This window comes from Nocardia sp. NBC_01730 (assembly GCF_035920445.1).
GTDB lineage: Bacteria > Actinomycetota > Actinomycetes > Mycobacteriales > Mycobacteriaceae > Nocardia.
Genome location: NZ_CP109162.1, coordinates 4,553,616 through 4,576,516, shown reverse-complemented (window position 1 = coordinate 4,576,516; position 22,901 = coordinate 4,553,616). Strand labels below are relative to the sequence as shown.

Here is a 22,901-nt window from a genome sequence, read left to right as displayed (position 1 = left end):
GCCTCGGACAACGTGTGCCGAGCGATTCTCGATCGGCACTGCTCAATCCCGCCGCATGAATCGGTCTGTGCGGCCATATCCGGGAGGTACGCGTGACGACTTCTTCACGACCTTCAGTGAAAGACGCTGCTCCTTCGGTGCTGGATTCCGGCGCCCAAGATGCGACAGAGCAACCTGGAGCGGAAGGCCAACGGGCCCCGCTCGCCGATATCGTGGTGAAAGGCCGCAATGTCGAGGTGCCTGATCATTTTCGAATCTACGTCGCGGAAAAACTCTCCCGCCTCGAGCGCTTCGACCCGTCGATCTTCCTCTTCGACGTGGAGCTGTTCCATGAACGCAACCGTCGTCAGCGCAAGAGCTGCCAGCGCGTCGAAATCACTTCGCGCGGTAAAGGTCCCGTTGTCCGGGCCGAGGCTCGCGCGGACAGCTTCTACGCCGCCTTCGAGTCGGTGACCGCGAAGCTGGAGAGCCGATTGCGTCGTACCAAGGATCGGCGCCGGGTGCACTACGGGGACAAGACCCCGGTTTCTGTCGCCCAGGCCACGGCCGACCTGGTGGATGAGTCCCTGTTCGAGCGGCCGAGCGGGTCGAGTACCGCCTATGCTCATCCCGGAGGCGAAAGCCGCCGCGTCGACGAGGCAGAGAACACCGATTACGCCACGGGTCCCGGTCATATCGTGCGTACGAAGGTGCACCCGGCGACTCCGATGACCGTCGACGACGCCCTCTACGAGATGGAACTCGTCGGCCACGACTTCTTCCTCTTCCACGATAAGGAGACCGACCGGCCGTCGGTCGTCTACCGCCGTCACGCCTTCGACTACGGTCTCATCCGGCTAGCCTGATCAAGTCCGTCCGTTTCTCCGGGTGCTCAACTCGACGTTGGGTGCCCGGAGATCTTTGTGAAAGCCGCTGTCTTCCTTGGTCGGCGACGTGCCGGCGCGAGCAACTCGGATCGCCGAGTCGGGCAGTGCCGCCCCGAAGTTGTTGCCGCCCAACGCGTCGGCCCCGGCGCATCCCGGCCGATTGCTACCATGGCAGCCGCGGGTCCGGTGGTGGTGAGGTAGTCCGTGGCTAAGCCGAAACTTCGGGCCAGCGCCATCAGGATCTCGACTTCGACGGTGTGCCCGTCGTTTTCGCGGTCGAACTCGCCGTTGCGTAGTCGCTCCAGATAGCCCGCAGGGACGGCGCGCCCGACGAACTCGCCGACCTGCTCGGTGACTGCCTCCGTGCTGCGCGCCGATCGCGGCTGCAACATCGCGAACAGCCGGTTGATCTTGTGGCTCGTCGCGTCGGCGGGTATCTCCAGCAGATGCGCAAACGCCATCTCGACCAACGGGTGCAGCTGCCTGCCCGGCCCGCCGTCGCGTTCGAGCATCGCGGTCGCGTAGCGGGCGGACAGCCTGGTCACCACCCGGTCGAGTTGGGTGATCGCCGCGACCACCTGGGGATCGGTGGTACGCCCGTGCTCTACGGCGTCGGTGAGCCTGCCCGCGGACGCGAGAAGTCCAGTGAGGTCGGCGATTTCGAACCGGATCGAGTCCGGTCCGGCCACCACCGACTCGCCTGAGCCGCGAGCAGCGGCCGACGGCTGGTCCGAGGATGTCGGCCACGGCGTCGTTCCGAGGTGAGCAGGGGCGTTCGCCGGGGCGGGTGTTTCCGGTCGGTCGCGCTATGGTGGGCGGCGGAGGAGGGGATCGCTGCTGGGTGCGATTCACCGTCGGCGAAGGGGGTCGACGGTGAACTTACTATAGAGTAAGTTTGGTGGTCTGAGATCTTCGAAAGGAAATCGCATGGCCACCAACGCCGCTCGCCGTGCTGTGATTGTGTCCGGTGCGCGCACACCATTCGTGCGTGCGTTCACCGGGTACACCCGAATGGACTCCATCGCGCTGGCGGACGCCGCGGTCCGGGGGTTGTTGGAACGGACCGGGCTGCCCGGCGCACAGGTGGAGGCGATCGTCTGGGGCGGGGTCATCCTGCCGAGCGCGGCGCCGAATATCGCGCGCGAGATCGCGCTGGACCTGCGGCTCGACCCAGGTTGTGAGGGCTACACGGTGACCAGGGCTTGCGCCTCCGGCCTCCAGGCGGTGACCTCCGCCGCGGCCGCGATCGAGCGCGGCGAATACGACATCATGATCGCGGGCGGCAGCGACTCCACATCGAACGCCGAGGTCAAGCTGCCGCAGAAGGTGGTGCACGCGGCGGCGCCGTTGGCGCTCGGCAAGCCGAAGCCGAAGGACTACCTCGCCGCGGTCGCGCAGCTTGCGCCGTTCACCGATCTGCTGCCGCGCCGCCCCAGGATCGCCGAACGCACGACCGGCGAGGTGATGGGTGAGTCCGCAGAGAAAATGGCCCGCGTCCATGGCGTGAGCCGGGCCGATCAGGACGAGTTCGCCGCCCGCTCGCACCACCGCGCGGCTGCGGCCATCGAGTCGGGGCGGTTCGACGACGAGGTGCTGCGGGTGCGCACTCCCGAGGGGGTCGAGATCGCGCGTGACGGCCTCGTGCGCGGTAACACAACCGTCGAGAAGCTGGCCGCACTGAAGCCCGTGTTCGCTGCCGACGGCACCGTCACGGCGGGCAACGCCAGCCCGCTGACCGACGGTGCCGCCGCAGTGCTGCTGATGAGCGAGGAGAAGGCGCACGCCCTCGGCTATCGGCCGCTGGCTGCCTTCCGCTCCTGGAGCTACGTGAGCGTCGACCCGACCGATCAGGTGCTGATCGGCCCCGCGATCTCCATGCCGCGCGCGCTGGAGAAGGCTGGAATGTCCTTGGGCGACATCGATGTCACGGACATCCACGAGGCCTTCGCCGCGCAAACGCTGTCCGTGTTGAGCGCCCTCGCCAGCGACGAGTGGGCCAAGACCCGGCTGGATCGCGACACCGCCGTCGGCGCGGTGGACATCGACACACTGAACGTGCACGGCGGCTCGGTTGCCCTCGGACATCCGTTCGGCGCCACCGGGGCGCGGATGGTGACCACCATGGCCAACGAGCTGGCGCGCACGGGCAAGAGCACGGCGCTGCTCGGCATTTGCGCCGCGGGCGGCATCGGCGCTTCAGCCGTGCTCGAGCGGGTCTGACCAGGCGTGGGTCGGTACGAGTGCACTGCCTGTGGCGTCAGCGCCCTGCTCAGGGTTGCCCGGGGGATGTGCCTGGCTGACGGTCGCGGCCCTCGTCAGCGATGATCCGCAGGCAGGTCTGGTGCTTGGTCTCGCCGGGGATCCCCTCCCGCCGCAGGCGCAACATCGCCTGAGCCAGATCAATGCCCAGCTCGCTCGACAGCCGAACGGCAGCGACATTGGCCATTGCACAAACCTCCTGAACGAAGAACCCTGCGTCCGAAGCAGTTTCGCCTGAGGCGTACCCACTCTGCCGGTAATTGAACCACGAACGACTCACTTTGCCCGCATCGTCGACCTCGACTCCGTCGAGCCAGTGCCGCTCCAGCATCTCGGCCTTCAGACGAGCCGGACCACTATCGCCACCGCGAGAACCGCCGAGCTTCCCGGTGAACTCCGCGCGCACGTCGCGGCGCCGCTGGATGGCTTCGTAGACGCTCAGAACATCAGTACACACGGGCCTCGGTCAGCCAGCTGTGTTTGGTGGGCGGGCGCAGTCGGCGGAATGACGCGTGTGCGCTGTCGAACTGATCAGACCGGGCGACGCGTGATCCGGCGTCGCCCCTTGGCGATCGCGGTGCGCAGACCCCGGCGCTTCCCGGTCACCGGGTCGACGGTCGCTGTGGTCTTACCACCGAACTTGCGCTCCGAGGCTGTTTCGGGCGCGTCGTCGACGGTGGCGCGCAGGTATTTGTTCGGCAACGCCAGCTTGAGGATGGTCCGCCACGCCTTGAAGTACTGCACCGGGAGCGAACCGGTGGTGTAGGGCAGGTCGTACTTCTCGGCCAGCTCGCGCACCCGCACGGCGATGTCGGCGTACCGGTTGCTCGGCAGGTCCGGGAACAGATGGTGCTCGATCTGATGGCTGAGGTTGCCGGTCATGAAATGCGTGACCGGCCCACCGGAGATGTTGGCGCTGCCCAGCATCTGACGCAGGTACCACTGGCCGTGCGTCTCGCCGTCGATGTCGGCCTTGGTGAACTTCTCCGCGCCGTCCGGGAAATGGCCACAGAAGATCACCGCGTTGGACCACACGTTGCGGATCGCGTTGGCGGCCAGATTGGCGGTCAGCGTGGAGAAGAACGCGGGCCCGGTGAGCGCGGGGAAGACCACGTAGTCCTTGAGGACCTGCTTGCCCATTTTGGTGAGCGCCTCGCCGCGCTTGCGTTCGAACTCGGCCCGTTCCGGGGTACCCGGCTTGAATCGGCCCGCGGCCAGTTTGCCCAGCTCCAGGTGCTGGATTGCCACGCCGTATTCGAAGAACAGCTGCAGCACCAGGTTGTAGAGCGGGTTGCCCAGGTTGAACGGCTTCCACCGCTGATCGCGGGTTACCCGCAGCAGGCCGTAGCCGATGTCGTCGTCCATGCCGAGCACGTTGGTGTACTTGTGGTGCAGGTAGTTGTGCGTGTGCTTCCAATGTTTGGACGCACCCGTGTTGTCCCATTCCCATGAGCTGGAGTGGATCTCCGGATCGTTCATCCAGTCCCACTGCCCGTGCATGACGTTGTGCCCGATCTCCATGTTCTCGATGATCTTGGCGGTGCTCAGCAGGGCGACGCCGGTCAGCCATGCGGGCGGCAGGAAGCTGCCGAACAGTACGGCGCGGCCGCTGATCTCGAGCGCGCGCTGGAGCCGGATGACGTTGCGGATGTACTTCGCGTCGCGCTCGCCGCGCGAGGCCTCGATTTCTCGCCGGATCGCGTCGAACTCCGTGCCGAGTGCTTCCACATCGGCCTCGGTCAGGTGCGCGTATTCCTTGACATCCGAGATGGCCATGCCGGTTACTATACCGTAAGTTACGAGACCGTAAGTTGTGAGGAAGTCGTCACAACTGGGTCGGATGCGCTCTTGTGATCAGCGACCGGATATGTCAACGCCGCCTACGGCCGAAGCGAAAAGGCTTGTCCCGCACGGCTTTCCTGCGCAGCGCCGCCTGCTCGTGACGGGCACGCTCCTGCAGCGCGAGTGTGGCCTCACGCAGCATCTCCTGCTCGTGCTTGGCCTTCTCCCGCAACGCCGCCTTGGCCTCGCGCAGCAGCTCCTTCTCCTGCCGCGCCTTCTCCTTGAGCACAACCTTCGCCTCATGCAGCGCCGAGCGCAGACCGCGCCGTTTGCCGGTTTCCGGATCGATGCGCAGCCAATGCGTGGACTCCGCGCCCGGCAGCGTCAGATCCCACCCGGTGCCGATCGACGGCAGGGTGATGCCGGCGAACTTGCGTTCTGAGGAGGTCTCCGGGGCATTGTCGGCGGTCGCCTTCAGGAAGCGGTCCGGCAGCGCGAGCTTGTGGATGGTGCGGAACGCGAGCAGATACTGCTTGCCCAGCGAGCCGGTGGTGTAAGGAAGGTCGTATTTGTCGCACAGCTCGCGCACCCGCGCCGCGATCTCCGGGTACCGGTTACTCGGCAGATCGGGGAACAGGTGATGCTCGATCTGGTAGCAGAGGTTGCCGCTCATGAACGCCATGGCAGGCCCGGCCTTGAAGTTGGCGCTGCCCAGCATCTGGCGCAGGTACCACTCTGCGCTGGTCTCGTTCTCGAGCTGTTCGATGGTGAACTTCTCCGCGCCGTCGGGGAAGTGGCCGCAGAAGATCACCGCGTACGCCCACAGGTTGCGCACCAGGTTGGCCAGTGCGTTCGCCTTCAGGGTCTGCTTGAAGGCCGGTCCGGTAAGCGCAGGGTAGATCAGGAAGTCCTTGGCCACCTGCCGGGAGATCTTACGGGCGAAGTCCCGGTTCGGCTGCGACATGAGCTCGCGGGGCGGGGTGTCGGCCAGCTCTTTCTCGATGCTCAAGTCGTGCAGTGCGATGCCCCACTCGAAGGTGGTTGCCAGCAGCAGGTTCGCCAGAGGCTGCATCAGGTGGATCGGCTTCCACTGCTCGTCGCGGGTCATCCGCATGATGCCGAAGCCGAGGTCCTCGTCCTTGCCGAGGACGTTGGTGTAGGTGTGGTGGGAGTAGTTGTGTGCGCGGCGCCACTGCGACGAGGGGCCTGTCATGTCCCATTCCCAGGAGCTGGAATGGATCTCCGGATCGTTCATCCAGTCCCATTGCCCGTGGCTGACGTTGTGCCCGAGCTCCATGTTCTCGATGATCTTGGCGACCGAGAGCAGCACGGTGCCCGTCAGCCAGGCCCAGCGGTTGCGGCTGCCGAACAGCACGGCGCGGCCCGCCACTTCGAGACCGCGCTGGGCCGCGATCGAGCGTCGGATGTACCTCGCGTCGCGCGCACCGCGGGACAACTCCACCGAGCGCCGGATCGAATCGAGCTCCTGCCCCAGCGTCTCGATGTCGGCCGCCGTGAGGTGGGCGAACGTCTTGATGTCGGTGATGGCCACCGGGGTCCTTTCCCTACTCGAACTAGATCGAGGGTACCTGCCGGACTACACGTCCAGGGTGCAGTCGCCTGCGGCAGCCGAGATGCAGGTCTGCACCTTGTCGCCCTCGCGGTGCTCGTCTCCGTTGCGCAGATCGCGCACGTAACCGGAATTCACGGTGACCACACAGGTCTGGCAGATTCCCATCCGGCAGCCGAACGGCATCCGTACCCCGACGGACTCGCCTGCCTCCAGCAGGCTGGTCGCGCCATCCACCTCGGTGGTGCGCCCGGACTTGCCGAACGTGACTGTGCCGCCCTCGCCGACCGCTGAGCGCTCGATCTCGAATCGCTCCACGTGCAGCCGGTCGGATCGGCCGACGTCTCGCCAATGGTCGTCGATCTCGTCGAGCATCGCCGCGGGGCCGCACGCCCAGGTGTGTCGCTCCCGCCAGTCGGGAAACTTCGAGTCGAGGTCGGCGAGTGCGAACTTGCCATGCTCGCCGGTGAGATGCAGGTGCGAGCGGAAACTAGGATTCCGATCGTGCAGCGCGCGCAGTTCCGCGCCGAACATCACGTCGTCGGCGGTGCGCGCGGAATGCAGGTGCAGCACGTCGGTGACCAGTTCACGGCGGTCCATCGCGCGCAGCATCGACATGACCGGGGTGATGCCGCTGCCCGCGGTGAGGAACAACACCTTCTCCGGTGGGGGGTAGGGCAGCACGAAGCCGCCCTGTGGCGCGGCGAGCCGGACGACGGTGCCGACCGGAACGCCGCTGACCAGGTGGCTGGACAGGAAGCCTTCCGGCATCGCCTTGACGGCGATCGAGATCAGTCGCTTGCCGCCGTGTCCGGGCTCGGTCCAGTTCGGGGGGCAGGTCAGCGAGTATGAGCGCCAATGCCAGCGGCCGTCGACCAGGATGCCGATCCCGATGTACTGACCGGGCTGGTATTTGAAGTCGAAGCCCCAGCCCGGTTTGATCACCAGTGTCGCGGAGTCCGCGGTTTCCTTGCGTACCTCGACGATGCGCCCGCGCAGCTCGCGTGCCGACCACAGCGGGTTGGCCAGGTGCAGGTAGTCATCCGGCAGCAGCGGGGTAGTCACCCGGGCCACGGCGCCGCGCAAGACGTTCAGCCTGCCGCCGCGCTCGGCGACACTCGCGGCAGGCGCCTCCAGCCACTCGCGGACGCCCCGCACCGAGAATCCCCCTCTTTTCGAACCCATCGCTGCCGTTCGTCTCCTTGTCGTCGGATGCGCCGATCGGACGCCACCTCGCCTGCCAGGTTACGGCATCGTAGGTTCATGTGGTGGGCAAGCCAGGGCGAACGCCCTCGCTCCGACACTCTGCGGCGCGGACGATGCAAATTCAGAGCAGTTCGAGCAGGAATGGCAGCTCCTGCGCGGCGTACCAGGCCAGCTGGTGGTCCTCGGCGTCGCCGAGCACGAACTCGGCGTCGGTGTCACCGAGATCGGCCGCATCGATCACGTCGACCGCCTTGGCCACCTCTGGCTCCGCGTCCGCCAAGTCGACGTGCACCGAGGCGATCTGCTGATAGCCGATCGGACCCGCCAAGCGCACGACCGCGTCGTCGAGATCGGGCCGCAGCTTCGCGCCGGTCACGTCGGCGGCGATCACCGCGCGCCGATAGACCGGGCTGCCGGAGGCGACCGGAGCGGCGGCGTCGTCCGGCGCTGGGTTCGCTGGGTGCTCTTCGGACTCGGCGATCTGCTCGCGCTCGGCGGCGAGCAGGCGCAGCGACGCGCGGGCGGCCTCGCCGATGGCCACCTCGCCGAGTTCTTCGTCGTCGCCGGAGGCGTATGCCTCGCGCAGCGCGGGGGTGACCGCGAACGCGGTGCCGCCGATGGGGGCCAGCTCCCGGTTCGCGACCAGTTCGCGCAGCATCGGCACCGTCGCCGGGATGTAGACCCGTAGCTTCTTCTGATCAGACGCAGGCACCGAGCATCTCCTCCATGGAATCGCGCACCGACGCGGCGAGCACGCCGATGTCGGCCATCGCGTCGCGGTCGGCGTTGAGTCCGAAGAAAACGCATCCGTCGTAGGACGTGATCCCGATGCTCGACGCCTGGTTGCGCAGCAGTGGCGCCACCGGGTACATCTCCAGCATCCGCGCGCCGCCGATGAACATCGGCGTCTGCGGACCCGGCGCGTTGGTGATCACCAAGTTGAACGTGTGCTCTGCGAACGTACTCGCCGCGCGCACGCTCATCGCATGCAGGCTGGCCGGAGCGAACCCGGCCAGATGAACGAGGGTGCGCGCGCGGACGCCGCGTTGGTGTCTGCCATTGAGTTCGGTGGCGTGCGAGATGTGCGACAGGCGCATCACCGGATTCGGCTCGCCGACCGGAAGATCGATCAGGAACGACGACACCTCGCCCGCCGGCTTCAGCCGATCCCCACCGTTCCCTTCGACATAGACCGACATGGGTACGACCGCTCGCAGCGTGGTCGACTCGGTGAGCGCCTCGCCGCGCGACAGCAGCCAGTTGCGCAGCGCGCCGGTGACCACCGCGAGGATCGCGTCGTTGGTCGAGCAGTCGAATCGGGTGCGGATCGTGCGGTAGCCCTCCAGGTCGGTGCGTACCACGTCGAAGCGACGGCTGCGGGAGGTAGGGCCGTTCAGCGGGCTGTCCGGCGCGCCGGTCGCCGCGGCCCGCACCGCCGACACCACCGAGTCCACCGCCTTGCCCGCCGTGCCGACCACCGCGAACGCGCTCGCGGTCGCGTCGCGGGCGACCTCCAGCGCCTTGCGTGGCTGCGCCGCGAGGTCGGCCAGCGCGCCGACCAGCAGTTCGACGTCGCTGGGTTCGCGCGGCGCGATCCAGGCGTCGTCGGCCAGCTCGCGCGGTGCGGGTCCGGCATCGAGGATCACGTGGCCGATCTCCAGCGCGGTATCTCCATCCACGAGTGCCGAGTGCGACTTGGTGAAGATCGCACAGCGGTCGTCGGCCAGACCTTCGATCAGATACATCTCCCACAGCGGCCTGCTCTGATCCAGGGGGTGGGAGGCGAGCCGGGCGACCAGTTCGTACAGCTGCTGATCGGTGCCAGGAGCAGGCAGCGCCGAGCGTCGGATGTGGTAGGTGATGTCGAAGCGGCTGTCCTCGACCCAGACCGGCCGTCCGAGCGACAGCGGGATCTCCCGCACCCTGCGCCGGTACCTCGGCACCAGCGGGAGCCTGCCTTCGACCAGGTCGACCAGCCGGTCGTAGTTCAGGATCGGCGCAGTGGAGCCTGCGCCGGAGTCGGTGTTCCGGACGATCGCGAGGGAGCCGATGTGGATCGGATTGCTGCTCGACTCGAGCCGGTAGAACGACGCGTCCTGCGGCGTCAGTCTCGTGATCACGCTGCCCGGTGCTCCTTTTCCCGATGCCGTCCCTGTTTTCCCGATGCCGTCCCTGCCTATTGTGCTGCCGCGACAACGGTTGCCTCGCCCCGTTGTGGCATATCCGGTGAAATCGGTGTGCCCCCTCGACCCTCCGGGTGGTAGGGAACTCGATTCGATCACAGCGGGGGCAGGGATGCACGGTCGACGGGGCGTTCGGTCGCTCAGCGTGTCGGACCGCCGCGACGTCGACCGAGAGCCAGGTCATCGTGTCAGCGATTCCGTCACGGCAGCCCACGCGGAAATGGGCGCGCCGCGCGGACGTCTTGTATCGTCGGGATCTTCGTGAAACAGCTTCGGCGCCAATGAATTCGCCGATAGTTCGCTGTGCTGGCAGGCGCGGCGCAACGGGTCCGTCCGGTGGCCGAGCATTGATCGGGTGTCGTGCGTGGAGCGCGTTCGCGGGCGGAATCGACCCGCCAGCCGCGCGTACTGTGGAAGACAACGCGCGCGTCAGGGGGCCCTGACGACATGGGAGGCGGCACGTCGCTGCTCGTCGGCGCCTACCATGGATGCCGCATTACCATGAAGCAAGCCGCGGATTCCGCGCCACCGCGTGGGCCCGCACCGGCCCGGGGGCCGACGACACGATAGAACCACCGACCAGAGGACTGACGAGACCCGTGCCTGCGCTGACACTGACGAGGTTGCTACGGATTGGTGAGGGTCGCATTGTCAAGCGGCTCTCGCATTTCGCGGACCAGGTGCTCGACCTCGAGTCGGACTACGAGTTGCTCACCGACGCCGAGCTGCGCGGCAAGACGGACGAGTTCCGCGAGCGCTACGCCGAGATGGTCGAGGACGGCGAGACCGATCCGCTCGGCCAGCTGATGGCCGAGGCGTTCGCGGTCGCGCGCGAGGCGTCCTGGCGGGTGCTCAGCCAGAAGCACTACAAGGTACAGGTCATGGGCGGCGCCGCGCTGCACACCGGCAACATCTCCGAGATGAAGACCGGCGAGGGCAAGACCCTCACCTGTGTGCTGCCCGCCTACCTGAACGCGATCAGCGGCGACGGCGTGCACGTCGTCACAGTGAACGACTACCTGGCCAAGCGTGACGCCGAGTGGATGGGCCGCGTGCACCGCTTCCTCGGTCTCGAGGTGGGCGTGATCCTGTCCGGCATGACCCCCGCCCAGCGGCGGACGGCCTACAACGCGGACATCACCTACGGAACGAACAACGAGTTCGGCTTCGACTACCTGCGCGACAACATGACCCACTCGCTGGACGACCTGGTGCAGCGCGGACACAACTTCGCGATCGTCGACGAGGTCGACTCGATCCTGATCGACGAGGCGCGCACCCCGCTGATCATCTCCGGTCCGGCCGACGCCTCCTCGAAGTGGTATGCCGAGTTCGCGCGCATCGCGCCGCTGCTGAAAAAGGATCTGCACTACGAGGTCGACATCAAGAAGCGCACGATCGGCGTGCACGAGGCGGGCGTCGAATTCGTCGAGGATCAGCTCGGCATCGACAACCTGTACGAGGCCGCCAACTCGCCGCTGGTGAGCTACCTGAACAACGCCATCAAGGCCAAGGAGCTCTACGCCCGCGACAAGGACTACATCGTCCGCGACGGTGAGGTGATCATCGTCGACGAGTTCACCGGCCGCATCCTGGTCGGGCGCCGCTACAACGAAGGTATGCACCAGGCGATCGAGGCCAAGGAACAGGTCGAGATCCAGCCGGAGAACCAGACGCTGGCCACCATCACGCTGCAGAACTACTTCCGCCTCTACGACAAGCTGTCCGGCATGACCGGCACCGCCGAGACCGAGGCCGCCGAGCTGCACCAGATCTACACCCTCGGCGTGGTCCCGATCCCGACGAACAAGCCGATGGTCCGTGCCGACCAGTCGGACCTGATCTACAAGACCGAAGAGGCCAAGTTCGCCGCCGTCGTCGACGACGTCACTGAGCGGCACGAGAACGGCCAACCGGTGCTGATCGGTACCACCAGCGTCGAGCGGTCGGAGTACTTGTCCAAGCAATTCACCAAGCGCGGCATCCCGCACAACGTGCTGAACGCGAAGTTCCACGAGAAGGAAGCCGAGATCATCGCCGAGGCCGGACGGCCGGGCGCGGTGACCGTCGCGACGAACATGGCCGGTCGTGGTACTGACGTCGTGCTCGGCGGCAACCCGGACATCATTACAGACATCCTGCTCCGCAAGCAGGGTCTCGACCCGGTCGAGACGCCCGAGGAGTACGAGCGGGCCTGGCTGCCGACCCTGGATCAGGTCAAGGCGCAGACCGCCGAGGACGCCGACGCGGTGCGTGAGGCGGGCGGCCTGTATGTGCTCGGCACCGAGCGCCACGAGTCGCGCCGCATCGACAATCAGCTGCGCGGTCGGTCCGGCCGTCAGGGCGACCCCGGCGAGTCCCGCTTCTACCTGTCGCTGGGCGACGAGCTGATGCGCCGCTTCAACGGTGCCGCGCTGGAAGCGATCATGACCCGGCTGAACCTGCCCGACGACGTGCCGATCGAGGCGAAGATGGTCTCCAAGGCCATCAAGAGCGCGCAGACCCAGGTCGAGCAGCAGAACTTCGAGATCCGCAAGAACGTCCTCAAGTACGACGAGGTGATGAACCAGCAGCGCACCGTCATCTACGGCGAGCGCAACCGGATCCTGCGCGGCGAGGACATGGAGGGCCAGGTCCAGAGCATGATCACGGACGTGATCTCCGCGTATGTGGACGGCGCCACCGCCGAGGGGTACGTCGAGGACTGGGATCTGGACAAGCTGTGGACGGCGCTCAAGACGCTGTACCCGGTGGACGTCGACTACAAGGATCTGACCGGCGAAACCGAGATCGGCGAAGCAGGCGAGCTGACCCACGACGAATTGCTCGAGGCGCTGCTGGACGACGCGCACGATGCCTATGAGCGCCGCGAAGACGAGATCGACGGACTCGCGGGTGCGGGCAGCATGCGCAATCTCGAACGGCAGGTGCTGCTTTCGGTGCTCGACCGCAAGTGGCGCGAGCACCTCTACGAAATGGACTACCTCAAGGAGGGCATCGGCCTGCGCGCCATGGCGCAGCGCGACCCGCTGGTCGAGTACCAGCGGGAGGGCTTCGACATGTTCGCCGCGATGCTCGACGGCCTGAAGGAAGAGTCGGTCGGCTTCCTGTTCAACCTCCAGGTCGAGGTGCAGCAGCCGCAGCCGGAGGGCGTCGCGGTCGACCCCGGCCTGCGTTCGCCGGTCGGCGCCATGACCGCGCCGCGCCCCCTGCCCGCCGAGGAGGCACGCGTCGCCAACGGTGTCCCGGCCGCCTTGCGCGCCAAGGGCATCGACGAGAGCGGCCCGCGCGGGTTCAGCTACTCGGGTCCGTCAGGTCCGGACGAGGGCGGTCGCGCCGCGGTACACAGCGATGCCGAGGAATACGGCACGGACGGTACCCAGCCCACCCGTCGCGAGCGCCGTGAAGCCGCCCGCACCGAGTCGAAGGGCAGGCGCGGACCGAAGTCGCGTCGCAGGCACTGATCAGCTGAATCACGAAGGCGTCCAGGGTTCCTGGGCGCCTTCGTGATATCGACGCAATCATTACGTCAACATAGTCCAGCGACGGACGCTGCACGTGGTTCGAGGAATGGCCTTTCGCGCCGGGACAACCCGACGGGCATCAGGCCGCTTGCTCTCGGTCGACCCGCGATGGTCAGGACCAGCTCTCGTTGGAGATGAGGGCGTTCAGCAACATGCGGATGGCGGCAACCCGCCGTTCCCTGCCGGGGAGGTTGTCGAGGGCACATTCGGGGTCGGCCGGTGGCCCGAGGTGGGTGCAGCCGCGAGGGCAATCCTCGATGGCGGCGGCCAGATCGTCGAAGGCGGCGATGACGTCGTCGGGGGTGATGTGGGCCAAGCCGAAGGAGCGGACGCCCGGGGTGTCGATGACCCAGCCGCCATCGGGAAGGGGGATGGCCACCGACTGTGTGGAGGTGTGTTTGCCCTTACCGACGCCGGAAACCTCGCCTACCGCCCGATCTGCTTCCGGCACAAGACGATTCACCAACGTCGACTTGCCGACACCAGAATGCCCGATCAGGGCGGTTAGCCTGCCGTCGAGCAGTTCAAGCACCGGCTCCAGCGGGTCGTCGACGCCGCCGTAGATGATGATGAGATCCAGATCATCGAAAGACGAGGCGAATTCGGAGTCGGCGGCCAAGTCGTGCTTGGTCAGGCACAGGATCGGCTGCAGTCCACCAGCATACGCCGCGACCATCGCGCGCTCGACGAAACCGGTGCGCGGCGGCGGGTCGGCCAGGGCGACCACGATGAACAGTTTTTCGGCATTGCCCACCACGATCCGCTCGAACGGATCGGTGTCGTCGGCGGTGCGGCGCAATACCGTTCGACGGTCGGCGACCCGCACGATGCGGGCAAGGGTGTCCGGCTTTCCGGACAGGTCGCCGACCACATCCACCTGGTCGCCGACCACGATGGGAGTGCGCCCGAGTTCTCTTGCTCGCATGGCGACGATCAGCCGATCCGGATCGCCACCGAGTACACACCCCCAGCGGCCGCGGTCGACGGAGACCACCATGGCGGCTTCGGCATTGCTGTGCTGTGGCCGGGTCTTGGTGCGGGGGCGGGAACTTCGCCCCGGACGGACCCGGACGTCGGATTCGTCGTAGCTGGCGGTGGAGCGTCCTGCCCGGCTCAGCGCACTCCTCCTTGGCCGGATAGCGCGGGGTCGAGCATCCGCTCCCACAGTGAGACGAAGTTCGGTAGCGTCTTGGCGGTAGTCCCGATGTCCTCGATCTCGATGCCGGGCAGCCGAAGGCCGAGAATTGCTCCCGCCGTTGCCATCCGGTGATCGGCGTAGGAGTGCCACTTGCCGCCGTGCAACTCCGCGGGCACGATCTCCAGCCCGTCCTCGGTTTCGGTGACCCTACCGCCGAGCCGGTTGATCTCGGTGGACAATGCGGCCAGCCGGTCGGTCTCGTGTCCGCGCAGGTGCGCGATCCCGCGCAGTGAGGACGGGGAATCGGCCAGCGCGGCCAGCGCGGCGACGGTCGGGGTCAGCTCGCCCACGTCGTGCAGGTCGATGTCGATGCCCGCGAGCCGGTCGGGGCCGTGCACGGTCAGGACGCCGTCGAAGATTCGCGCGTCGGCGCCCATCCGCACCAGGATCTCGCGGATCACGTCGCCCGGCTGAGTGGTCAACCGTGGCCAGTGCGGGATGCTGACCTCACCGCCGGTGACCGCGGCCGCGGCAAGGAACGGGGTTGCGTTGGACAGATCCGGCTCGACCTCCCAATCCACCGCCCGGATCGGACCATGCTCGACGGTCCAGATCTGCGCCCTGCGGTTGTCCGCCGGCGCCTGGACCCGCACGTCGGCGCGGCGCAGCATCTCGACGGTCATCTCGATGTGCGGCATCGAGGGCAGCGCCTTGCCGTCGTGGTGCACGACGAGACCCTCCGCGAAGCGGGCCGCCGAAAGCAACAGGCCCGACACGAACTGAGACGACCCGGACGCATCGATAGTCACCGTGCCGCCCCGCAGCGCGCCGGTTCCGTGCACCGTGAACGGAAGCGCGTCGCCGTCGATGTCGGCGCCGAGGCTGCGCAATGCGTCGAGGATCGTGCGAAGCGGGCGGATCCTGGCCTGCTCGTCACCGTCGAACGCGACATCGCCGGACGCCAGCGCCGCGACCGACGGGAGGAAGCGCATCACGGTGCCCGCGAGTCCGCAGTCGACCGTGCCGCCGCGCAGCGCGGCCGGGGTGACGGACAGTGTGTCGCCGTCACCCTCGATGCGCGCGCCGAGCGCGCACAGCGCGGCGATCATCAGGTTCGTGTCCCGACTGCGCAGCGCGCCTGTGATCGTCGAGGGTCCGTCGGCCAAGGCGGCCAGGATGAGGGCCCGGTTCGTGATCGATTTGGATCCGGGCAGGGTCACGGTCGCGTGCACGGGGACATCGACATGGGGCGCTGGCCAGAAAGTCACTCGTCCATCATCGCACTGTGTATTTTTGCAGCGCCTGCGGTGCTGCGTGTTCGCGGGCCCCTGATGGGGGTCGAGGAGTAATCCGCCCGATCCGGCGCTGAGGAGTTGCGACCGGTGCCATCCCGTATTCGGCGTGCTCGTATGCCCCTCGGACGTTGAGGAAGCACAGACGCCGATGCGGCGATAGGCGGCCCGATGGCATAGAGGCGGCGGATGACGGCGACTCCACGAGCCCTCGCTCAACGTCTCACCCTGACCTGCTGCAGCACGCGCGCGCACCTGGTACTCGCCAAGGGCGATTCCCGCTGGCTGTCGACTCTCGCCGTCCTCAGCTCTACATTTCCGGTCTTACAGTCCCTCAGAGGAGGCTTCGCCCGCGGACTGGATTCCACCGAGCTTGGTCGGATTGACCTGGAAGCGAATGTTTTCGATGCGGCCGTTGACGATGTCGTAGGTGAGCGCGCCGACCCGGTAGTCTCCGATCACGCCGATAATGCTGAGTTCGCCATTGACAATGGCGGAGGTGAGGCGGATGCCGGCGGAGACCGGCTTGGCCATGACGCCCAGCATCCAGCGCGCCACATGGTCCGGGCCGTGCAGCGGGCGGCGGGCCGCAGTGACGATGCCGCCACCGTCGTTCCACAAGGTCACGTCGGGGGCGAGCAGTTCCATGAGGGCGCTGAGGTCGCCGCCGTGGCAGGCGGCCATGAACTTGTCGGTGATCTCCCTGCGGGATTCGTCGTCGGCGTCGAAGCGCAGGCGGCGGGCCTGCACGTGATTGCGCGCACGGTGCGAGATCTGACGGACGGTCGCCTCGGGGCGGTCCAGGAAGCCGCCGATTTCGGCGTAGGTGTAACCGAACACCTCGCGCAGTACGAAGACAGCGCGCTCGGTGGGATTGAGGGTTTCGAGGACGACCAGCATGGCGGTCGACACGGTGTCGGCCATTTCGATCTCCTCGGCGGTGTCGGGTGCGGTGAGCAGCGGTTCGGGAAGCCATGGCCCGACATAGGTTTCGCGGGTGGCCCGGGCGGAGGTGAGGCGGTTGAGCGAGAGGTTGGTGACGGTGCGGATCAGGTAGGACTTGGGGTGCTCGACCGAAGCCCGGTCTGCCGCGTTCCATTTCAGCCAGGCATTCTGCAGGATGTCCTCGGTGTCGGCGACGCTGCCGAGCATCTGGTAGGCGGTGCTGAAGAGCAGGCGGCGGTGTTCGACGAAGGGGTCGATCGGTGCGTCGGTCCGCTCGGCGGCGCGGGGCTGCCTATCGGTGTTGTGGTCCTGCATGGGACTCATATCTACTGGTCTTGGGGATCGGGGTCCACTGGGAGGCCGGATTCGTCATCCGGCCTCCGCCTCGGGGGATCATGCGGTCTCGCGGGTGGCGCGGCCGCCCTTGGACAGCTGCACCTGCGCCTTCATGTACTTGCTCATCTTGAAGGCCAGCGGCGGGGTGCTGCTCACCGACTGCTTATAGGCGACTGCGGCCTTGCCCTTGAGGTACCAGCGGTTCGGGGTGTCATCGGCATTGGTGAACTGGATGACGGCGTCCTTGCGGCCCAGGCTCACCGGCTGGTGGAAGTAGCCGTAGCGGAATGGCTTCACGGTCTTGCCGTGCAGCAGCCGGGCCAGGGTGTCGGCGGTGTAGGCGGCGGTGGGCAAACCACTCTGGCAGGTGCCGTGGACCTGGCCCCAGTTCTGCTGAACCAGCGCGGCGTCACCGATGGCGTGGATCTCCGGGTGCGACACCGAGCGCAGGGTGGGGTCGGTGATGATGAGACCTTTTGCGTCCGTGGCTATTCCGGCCTGAGCGGCCAGTGGTGAGACCTTGACGCCGGTGGTCCACAAGGTCAGCTCCGAGGCGATCAGTTCACCGGTGTCCAGTCGCACGGCATCAGGCAGCACCTTGGTGACCTTTACGCCGACCCTGCGGACCACGCCGAGCCGGTCGAGGACTCGGTTCAGGTAGGCGCGGGCCTTGTCTCCCATCATCGAGCCGGGTTCGGCATGGCTGACGAGCGTGACGGTCAGGCCCGGGTGTGCCTCGGCGATCTCGGCGGCGGCTTCGATGCCGGTAAGTCCGCCGCCGCAGACGGAGACACGGCCACCGGCCAGGGCCACTTCGGTCAGGCGCTGCGAAAAGCGGTGCGCCAGGCGGGGATCGTTGAGTGTCCAGGCGTGCTCGTTCGCCCCGGGGACGGTGCTCGTGTCGGTGCTGCTACCGAGCGCGTAGACGAGGTTATCGTAGTGCAGGATCGCGCCGTTGTCGAGGGTGATCAGGCGGGCCTCGGCGTCGATGGTGGTGGCGGCGGCCTGGTGGAAGTCGACGCCCGAACCGGTCAGCAGGGCGGGAATATCGTGGTTGGCCAATTCCTGGCCGGCGGCGACCTGGTGCATGCGCAGCCGCTCGGTGAAGCGGACCGAGGGGTTCACCAAAGTGATGCGCACATCCAGTTTGCGGGTATTGCGAGCCAGCCGGATGGCGGCCAGCATGCCGGTGTAGCCGGCGCCGACGACGACGATTTCTCGGGTGGTGGTGTCGGTGTTCATCGCTTGCTCCCTGGGGCTCGTTCTGCGTGGTCGGCTATGGGACAAGACAACCCGTCCGAACGTGACAACTCGTTGTTGTGACCTGCGTCACTGCGATTCGGCGTGGCGGCAATGGGGTTGAAACTGCGGGCGGCCGGGCGCTCCGTCCTGCGACACCAGCAGCGCCCGCAGCCGGAACCGGCAACCCGCCATCGCTGCTGGCCCAGCCATATTCGTTGTTTTCGTGCGATTACTACCGGAACTCTTGGGCGCCGGCGTCGAGAACGGCGCGGTCACCCACCGCATCACCGACCTGCTCGCAGTGCCCGCTGCGGTGCGGTTCCTGTCGTGCGAGCCGCTGCTGGGCCCGATGGACCTCGGCGGGTTCCTGTTCACCCGCACCTGCGCCGACGGCTGCGGGTGCCGGTGGCCTGATGACGGTTCCGGCCGTACCGGCGGTTCACTGACAGCGCGTGAAACGGCACTGGGCGGGCCCGATGGTGTCTCTCGCCAGGCATGCAGGTCGGTGCGGGCGGCGGCGTAGCGACTAGCGGAAGCGACCAGCGGCGGTTAACTTCGAGCCATGTCGGCTGGTGCGCGTGCGGTTGAGGTGTTCGAGAACTCCAGGGCGCGATTGGAGGCGATCGCGTATCGCCTGTTGGGTTCGGCGAGCGATGCCGAGGACGCGGTACAGGATACGTTTGTGCGCTGGCACGCCGCTGACCGCGAGTTCGTCGAGACGCCCGAGGCGTGGCTGACGAAGGTGCTCACCAACATCTGCCTCAACCAGCTCGCATCGGCACGGGCACGGCGAGAGGCATATGTGGGCCAGTGGCTGCCCGAGCCGATCTTTGCCGGGGACCGTATGTTCGGCCCGGCCGACACCGTCGAGCAGCGCGAATCGGTGTCGATCGCAATGCTCACCCTGATGGAACGGCTGTCAGCCAAGGAACGCGTCGTGTACGTGCTACGCGAGGCATTCGGCTACGCGCACAGCGAGATCGCCGAAATCCTCGATCTCACCGAGTCCAACTGCTATCAGATCTACCGGCGCGCCAAACAACACGTGGCCAACGACCGGACCCGCGTGGAAGTCGATGAGGCTGCCGCCCGCAAGGTCGTCGAGGAGTTCCTGGCCGCGGCGCTCAGCGGCAACACCGACTCGCTGGTGCGATTGCTGGCTGACGACGCGGTCAGTGCGGGCGATGGTGGTGGCGTGGTGACGTCTCTGCCGCATCCGATCACCGGCGCGCTGCGGGTGGCGCGGTTCCTGCGCCGCCTGTTCGAGCCCACTGCGGACAAGTGGGCGACGATCGGCGGCCGTGCCGACCTGTTCGCCGCAGTGGTCAATGGCGTGCCCGCACTCGTGATCATGGTCGGGGATCGGGTCGTCGGCGTCATCACCCTGGAGGTGACAACCAACGGCATCGCGGCCGTCCACACGCAAGCCAACCCGAGCAAGCTCGAACGGGCCACACGCCACTGGGCCGCATCCGAGCACGCAGACCCCCTCCTCGCGGGGTGGTGACCTAGATCACAGTTCACTTCTGTCAGGTTTCGCGCCGCTGTCCGGTTCAAGAAGCGAACACCACCCAGACAGGAGTGAGACTATGAAGCACCGCATCGTCGTTCTCGGCGCCGGATACGCTGGAGCCAACGCCGCCGGTCGGCTGGCCAAGCGGCTGCACCCCGCCGATGTCGAAATCACCCTCGTCAACGCCGATCCCGAGTTCGTCGAGCGGGTCCGCATGCACCAGCTGGCGGCAGGTCAGGAGCTGAAGAGCCGCGTGCTGACCGATGTCTTCGCCGACACGGGCGTGCGGGTGGTGTTGGCGCGGGTGACCGCGGTCGATGCCGACCGCAAGACGGTCGACATCGACGCCGCCGATGGCTCCCGCGAGATCGCCTACGACACTCTCGTTTACGCCCTCGGCAGCGACGCCGCCGACTGCGGTGTGCCCGGTGTGGCCGAGCACGCCTACACCATCGCCGGCAAGCAGTCCGCGCTGCGGGTGCGCGAGCGTCTGGCAAGCCTGGGCGCGGGTGCGACCGTGCTGGTCGTCGGTGGTGGCCTCACCGGAATCGAAGCCGCCACCGAAATCGCCGAAGCCCGACCGGATCTCGAGGTCGCCCTCGTTGCTCGCGGCGGCCTCGGCGACTGGCTGAGCGAGAAGGCGCAACAGCATCTGCGCAGAGCGTTCGGCCGGCTCGGCATCACCGTGCGCGAGCACACCGATATCGCCCGCGTCGAGCGGACCGGCGCGGGCACCACCGACGGCCGCACGATCCCGGCCCGAATGACCGTGTGGACAGCCGGTTTCGCCGTCCACCCGATCGCCGCGGCCACCACCCTGCGGGTGTCGGCGACGGGGCAGGTCGTCGTCGATGACACGATGCGGTCGGTCTCGCACCCCGACGTCTACGCCGTCGGCGACGCCGCGCTCGCCCCCGGGGCGAACGGCGATCCGCTGCGCATGTCCTGCGCCTCGGGTGTCCCTACGGCCTATCAGGCCGCTGACGCCATCGCCGCACGCCTGACCGGCCGAAAGATTCCGCGCAATTCGATCGGCTACACCGGCCAGTGCGTCAGCCTCGGTCGCCGCGACGCCGTCGTGCAGTGGGTCACCGCCGACGATCAGCCCAAGCCCTCCGCCTTCACCGGCCGGGCGGCCGCGCGACTCAAGGAGTTCGTCTGCAAGAGCGCGGCTTGGAGCATCTCGCACCCGACATCGATGCTCCCGTCCCGCCGCCGTCACATCACCACCGCCGAGCCGATCCGCGCCCTCACCGCGTGACGCCGCGCTCCGTATGGGCCGTGTCGGGCGGGACGATCCGACACGGCCCGTTCTACTTCCGCCGCAAAGATTCCCGCAGGTCGGATTCCTCCGAATCTGTGACGGTTGCCGTGTACGTGCCAATGGTGGAGTGGGCGGGCACCCGACATGGCGTCGAGTACCCGAACCCCTTGTGCAGCTTTGCTTTTCCTTACTTGTGCCGTCCGTGCAGGAACGGAACCAGCTTGCGGAGCAGCTTCATGGTGGAGTTGGTGCGGGAATAGCTGAGCAGCGCCATGCCGGGGATGGCGAAGCGCTGCAGCGCGATCGAGTGCGGGCGGACGAATTCGCGCAGGCCGGGCTCGCCGTGGATACGGCCGATGCCGGAGTCGCCGACTCCGCCGAAGGGCAGGCCGGGGATGGCGGCGAAGGCGAGCACCGAATTCACCGAGGTGGCGCCGACACGCAGTCTGCGTGCGATGTCCAGGCCGTTCTCCTTCGAGTACACCGCTGCGGCCAGGCCGTATTTGGAGTTGTTGGCCAGCTCGACCGCCTCGTCCACGCTGTCCACGGTGCGGATGGTGACGGTGGGGCCGAAGGTCTCCTCGCACACCGCCTCGGAGCTCTCGTCCACGTCCATGAGCACGACCGGCTCGATGAATGGGGCCTTGACCGACTCCGTCCCGCCGAGCACCGCGGTGCCGCCGCTCTTCAGTGCGTCCTCGATGTGGCGGCGCACGATATCGACCTGGCTCGGCATGGTCATCGGACCGTAGGCTGCTTTGTCGTCGGAGCCGGGCTTGATGTCGGTCAGGATGCGCTTGACCTCGGCGACGAACTTATCGCGCACCGAGCGGTCCACGTACACCCGCTCCACACCCGCGCAGGTCTGGCCGCTGTTGGCGGTAGCGCCCCAGGCGACGGCGTCGGCGGCGGCCTTGATGTCGGCGTCAGCCGCGACGATCACCGCGTCCTTGCCGCCGCACTCCAGCAGGATGGGGGTGAGGTTCTCCGCCGCGGCGGCCATGATCCGCTTACCGGTGGCCGTGGAGCCGGTGAAGGCGATCTTGTCGACGTCCGACCGGACCAGCGCCGCGCCGGTGGCGCCGTAACCGTTGATCGTGACGAACACGCCCTCGGGCAGTTCGGGGTTCGCCTCGGCGAACGCGTCGGCGAGGAAATTGCCGATGCTCGTGGAGAATTCACTCGGCTTGAACACCACGGTGTTGCCCGCGGCCAGGGCGTAGGCGATGGAGCCGTTCGGGGTGTAGACCGGGTAGTTCCACGGACCGATCACGCCGATGACGCCGAGCGGACGCTGCTCGAGCCGGGCGGCGAAGTTCGACATCAGAGCGCCGGGGTAGATCTTCTTGGGGGAGAGAATCTTCTTGGCGTGCTTGGCCGCCCATGCGATGTGCTCGAGCGCGAGCATCAGCTCCAGGAAGGCGTCGTCGAGCGGCTTGCCGTTCTCGGCGTGGATCAGCTCGCAGAACTTCTCCGAGTTCTGCACCAACCTGCTCGACCAGCGCAGCAGGTACCCGCGTCGCTCGTCGAAGCTCAGCGCGCCCCAGGTCGCCGCCGCAGCGCGGGCCTTCTCGACCGCAGCGGCTACCGCGTCGTCGTCGGCGATGACGTGTGTGCCGATCACCTCGCCTGTCGCCGGATTGACCGACGTGAGTGCCGTATCGTGATCGGCCGGTTTGGTGTCGGTGGATGTCACAGTGGGTCTCCTCGTGCCGTCTGCGGTGGCTGGTTGGTGCGCACGCCCGAGTGAGTGGGCGTAGTGGCCACCCTGTGAGAGAATG

General features: G+C 67.1%; 17 protein-coding genes and 1 pseudogene. 6 read left to right on the top strand and 12 right to left on the bottom strand.

Annotated elements, in window-relative coordinates; genetic code table 11:
• Positions 1-140: 140 nt before the first annotated feature.
• Positions 141-845, top strand: a complete 705-nt coding sequence (hpf, locus tag OHB12_RS18410) for a ribosome hibernation-promoting factor, HPF/YfiA family (RefSeq protein ID WP_442800112.1) — start codon at positions 141-143, stop codon at positions 843-845.
• Between the two features lie 26 nt (positions 846-871).
• Here hpf and OHB12_RS18405 read toward each other — a convergent pair whose 3' ends face one another.
• Complete coding sequence (locus OHB12_RS18405) at positions 872-1,555, bottom strand: hypothetical protein (protein ID WP_327109843.1); 684 nt, start codon at positions 1,553-1,555, stop codon at positions 872-874.
• A gap of 238 nt (positions 1,556-1,793) precedes the next feature.
• On the opposite strand from OHB12_RS18405, the gene OHB12_RS18400 reads away from it, so the two are divergent.
• A complete protein-coding gene (locus tag OHB12_RS18400; protein WP_327109842.1) occupies positions 1,794-3,086 on the top strand; it encodes an acetyl-CoA C-acyltransferase in 1,293 nt (430 codons plus the stop codon).
• Between the two features lie 49 nt (positions 3,087-3,135).
• Here the strand turns inward: OHB12_RS18400 and OHB12_RS18395 are convergent, their stop codons facing one another.
• The 6 genes from OHB12_RS18395 to OHB12_RS18370 all read right to left on the bottom strand — a co-directional run bounded on the left by OHB12_RS18395 (position 3,136) and on the right by OHB12_RS18370 (position 9,803).
• Complete coding sequence (locus tag OHB12_RS18395; RefSeq protein ID WP_327109841.1) at positions 3,136-3,582, bottom strand: hypothetical protein; 447 nt, start codon at positions 3,580-3,582, stop codon at positions 3,136-3,138.
• A 74-nt stretch (positions 3,583-3,656) separates the two neighbouring features.
• Positions 3,657-4,901 carry a fatty acid desaturase family protein gene (locus OHB12_RS18390; RefSeq protein ID WP_327109840.1) on the bottom strand — a complete coding sequence of 415 codons (1,245 nt, stop codon included), beginning with the start codon at positions 4,899-4,901 and terminating at the stop codon, positions 3,657-3,659.
• Between the two features lie 94 nt (positions 4,902-4,995).
• Positions 4,996-6,459, bottom strand: coding sequence for a fatty acid desaturase (locus OHB12_RS18385; protein WP_327109839.1), 1,464 nt, complete (start codon positions 6,457-6,459; stop codon positions 4,996-4,998).
• A 45-nt stretch (positions 6,460-6,504) separates the two neighbouring features.
• Complete coding sequence (locus OHB12_RS18380; RefSeq protein WP_327109838.1) at positions 6,505-7,662, bottom strand: ferredoxin reductase; 1,158 nt, start codon at positions 7,660-7,662, stop codon at positions 6,505-6,507.
• A gap of 142 nt (positions 7,663-7,804) precedes the next feature.
• Positions 7,805-8,341, bottom strand: a complete 537-nt coding sequence (locus tag OHB12_RS18375; RefSeq protein WP_327121221.1) for a DUF6912 family protein — start codon at positions 8,339-8,341, stop codon at positions 7,805-7,807.
• A gap of 40 nt (positions 8,342-8,381) precedes the next feature.
• Entirely contained in the window at positions 8,382-9,803 is a 1,422-nt protein-coding gene (locus OHB12_RS18370) for a WS/DGAT/MGAT family O-acyltransferase (RefSeq protein ID WP_327109837.1), read from the bottom strand.
• 662 nt (positions 9,804-10,465) lie between these two features.
• Between OHB12_RS18370 and secA the strand changes: the two genes are divergently transcribed.
• Complete coding sequence (gene secA / locus OHB12_RS18365; protein WP_327109836.1) at positions 10,466-13,330, top strand: preprotein translocase subunit SecA; 2,865 nt, start codon at positions 10,466-10,468, stop codon at positions 13,328-13,330.
• 172 nt (positions 13,331-13,502) lie between these two features.
• On the opposite strand, the gene rsgA is transcribed toward secA, so the two are convergent.
• From rsgA to OHB12_RS18345, 4 genes are all read right to left on the bottom strand, one after another.
• Positions 13,503-14,387, bottom strand: coding sequence for a ribosome small subunit-dependent GTPase A (rsgA, locus tag OHB12_RS18360; protein ID WP_442799812.1), 885 nt, complete (start codon positions 14,385-14,387; stop codon positions 13,503-13,505).
• Between the two features lie 116 nt (positions 14,388-14,503).
• The gene (aroA, locus tag OHB12_RS18355) at positions 14,504-15,796 is read right to left on the bottom strand and encodes a 3-phosphoshikimate 1-carboxyvinyltransferase (RefSeq protein ID WP_327109835.1); all 1,293 of its coding nucleotides are present in this window, start codon (positions 15,794-15,796) and stop codon (positions 14,504-14,506) included.
• 348 nt (positions 15,797-16,144) lie between these two features.
• On the bottom strand, positions 16,145-17,080 hold the full coding sequence (locus OHB12_RS18350; RefSeq protein WP_327121217.1) for an RNA polymerase sigma-70 factor: 936 nt from the start codon (positions 17,078-17,080) through the stop codon (positions 16,145-16,147).
• 78 nt (positions 17,081-17,158) lie between these two features.
• Entirely contained in the window at positions 17,159-18,343 is a 1,185-nt protein-coding gene (locus OHB12_RS18345) for an NAD(P)/FAD-dependent oxidoreductase (RefSeq protein ID WP_327109834.1), read from the bottom strand.
• 244 nt (positions 18,344-18,587) lie between these two features.
• Between OHB12_RS18345 and OHB12_RS18340 the strand changes: the two are divergent.
• The 3 genes and pseudogenes from OHB12_RS18340 to OHB12_RS18330 all read left to right on the top strand — a co-directional run.
• A pseudogene (locus tag OHB12_RS18340) lies at positions 18,588-18,698 on the top strand (DUF5131 family protein); the annotation flags it as partial.
• 207 nt (positions 18,699-18,905) lie between these two features.
• Positions 18,906-19,850: an RNA polymerase sigma factor SigJ gene (sigJ, locus tag OHB12_RS18335; protein ID WP_327109833.1), complete on the top strand. Its 945-nt coding sequence runs from the start codon at positions 18,906-18,908 to the stop codon at positions 19,848-19,850.
• A gap of 82 nt (positions 19,851-19,932) precedes the next feature.
• Positions 19,933-21,117, top strand: coding sequence for an NAD(P)/FAD-dependent oxidoreductase (locus OHB12_RS18330; RefSeq protein WP_327109832.1), 1,185 nt, complete (start codon positions 19,933-19,935; stop codon positions 21,115-21,117).
• Positions 21,118-21,307: 190 nt separating this feature from the next.
• Here OHB12_RS18330 and OHB12_RS18325 read toward each other — a convergent pair whose 3' ends face one another.
• Positions 21,308-22,816 (bottom strand): aldehyde dehydrogenase family protein, encoded by a 1,509-nt coding sequence (locus tag OHB12_RS18325; RefSeq protein WP_327109831.1) that lies wholly within the window; start codon positions 22,814-22,816, stop codon positions 21,308-21,310.
• Positions 22,817-22,901: the final 85 nt, after the last annotated feature.

Bases quoted from the DNA above. Each gene is read 5' to 3' on its own strand.
- OHB12_RS18375 (WP_327121221.1), bottom strand. From the start codon at position 8,341: ATGCTGCGCGAACTGGTCGCGAACCGGGAGCTGGCCCCCATCGGCGGC.
- OHB12_RS18350 (WP_327121217.1), bottom strand. From the start codon at position 17,080: ATGCAGGACCACAACACCGATAGGCAGCCCCGCGCCGCCGAGCGGACC.
- OHB12_RS18390 (WP_327109840.1), bottom strand. From the start codon at position 4,901: ATGGCCATCTCGGATGTCAAGGAATACGCGCACCTGACCGAGGCCGAT.
- sigJ (WP_327109833.1), top strand. From the start codon at position 18,906: ATGTCGGCTGGTGCGCGTGCGGTTGAGGTGTTCGAGAACTCCAGGGCG.
- OHB12_RS18380 (WP_327109838.1), bottom strand. From the start codon at position 7,662: ATGGGTTCGAAAAGAGGGGGATTCTCGGTGCGGGGCGTCCGCGAGTGG.
- OHB12_RS18330 (WP_327109832.1), top strand. From the start codon at position 19,933: ATGAAGCACCGCATCGTCGTTCTCGGCGCCGGATACGCTGGAGCCAAC.
- rsgA (WP_442799812.1), bottom strand. From the start codon at position 14,387: ATGGTGGTCTCCGTCGACCGCGGCCGCTGGGGGTGTGTACTCGGTGGC.
- OHB12_RS18400 (WP_327109842.1), top strand. From the start codon at position 1,794: ATGGCCACCAACGCCGCTCGCCGTGCTGTGATTGTGTCCGGTGCGCGC.
- OHB12_RS18345 (WP_327109834.1), bottom strand. From the start codon at position 18,343: ATGAACACCGACACCACCACCCGAGAAATCGTCGTCGTCGGCGCCGGC.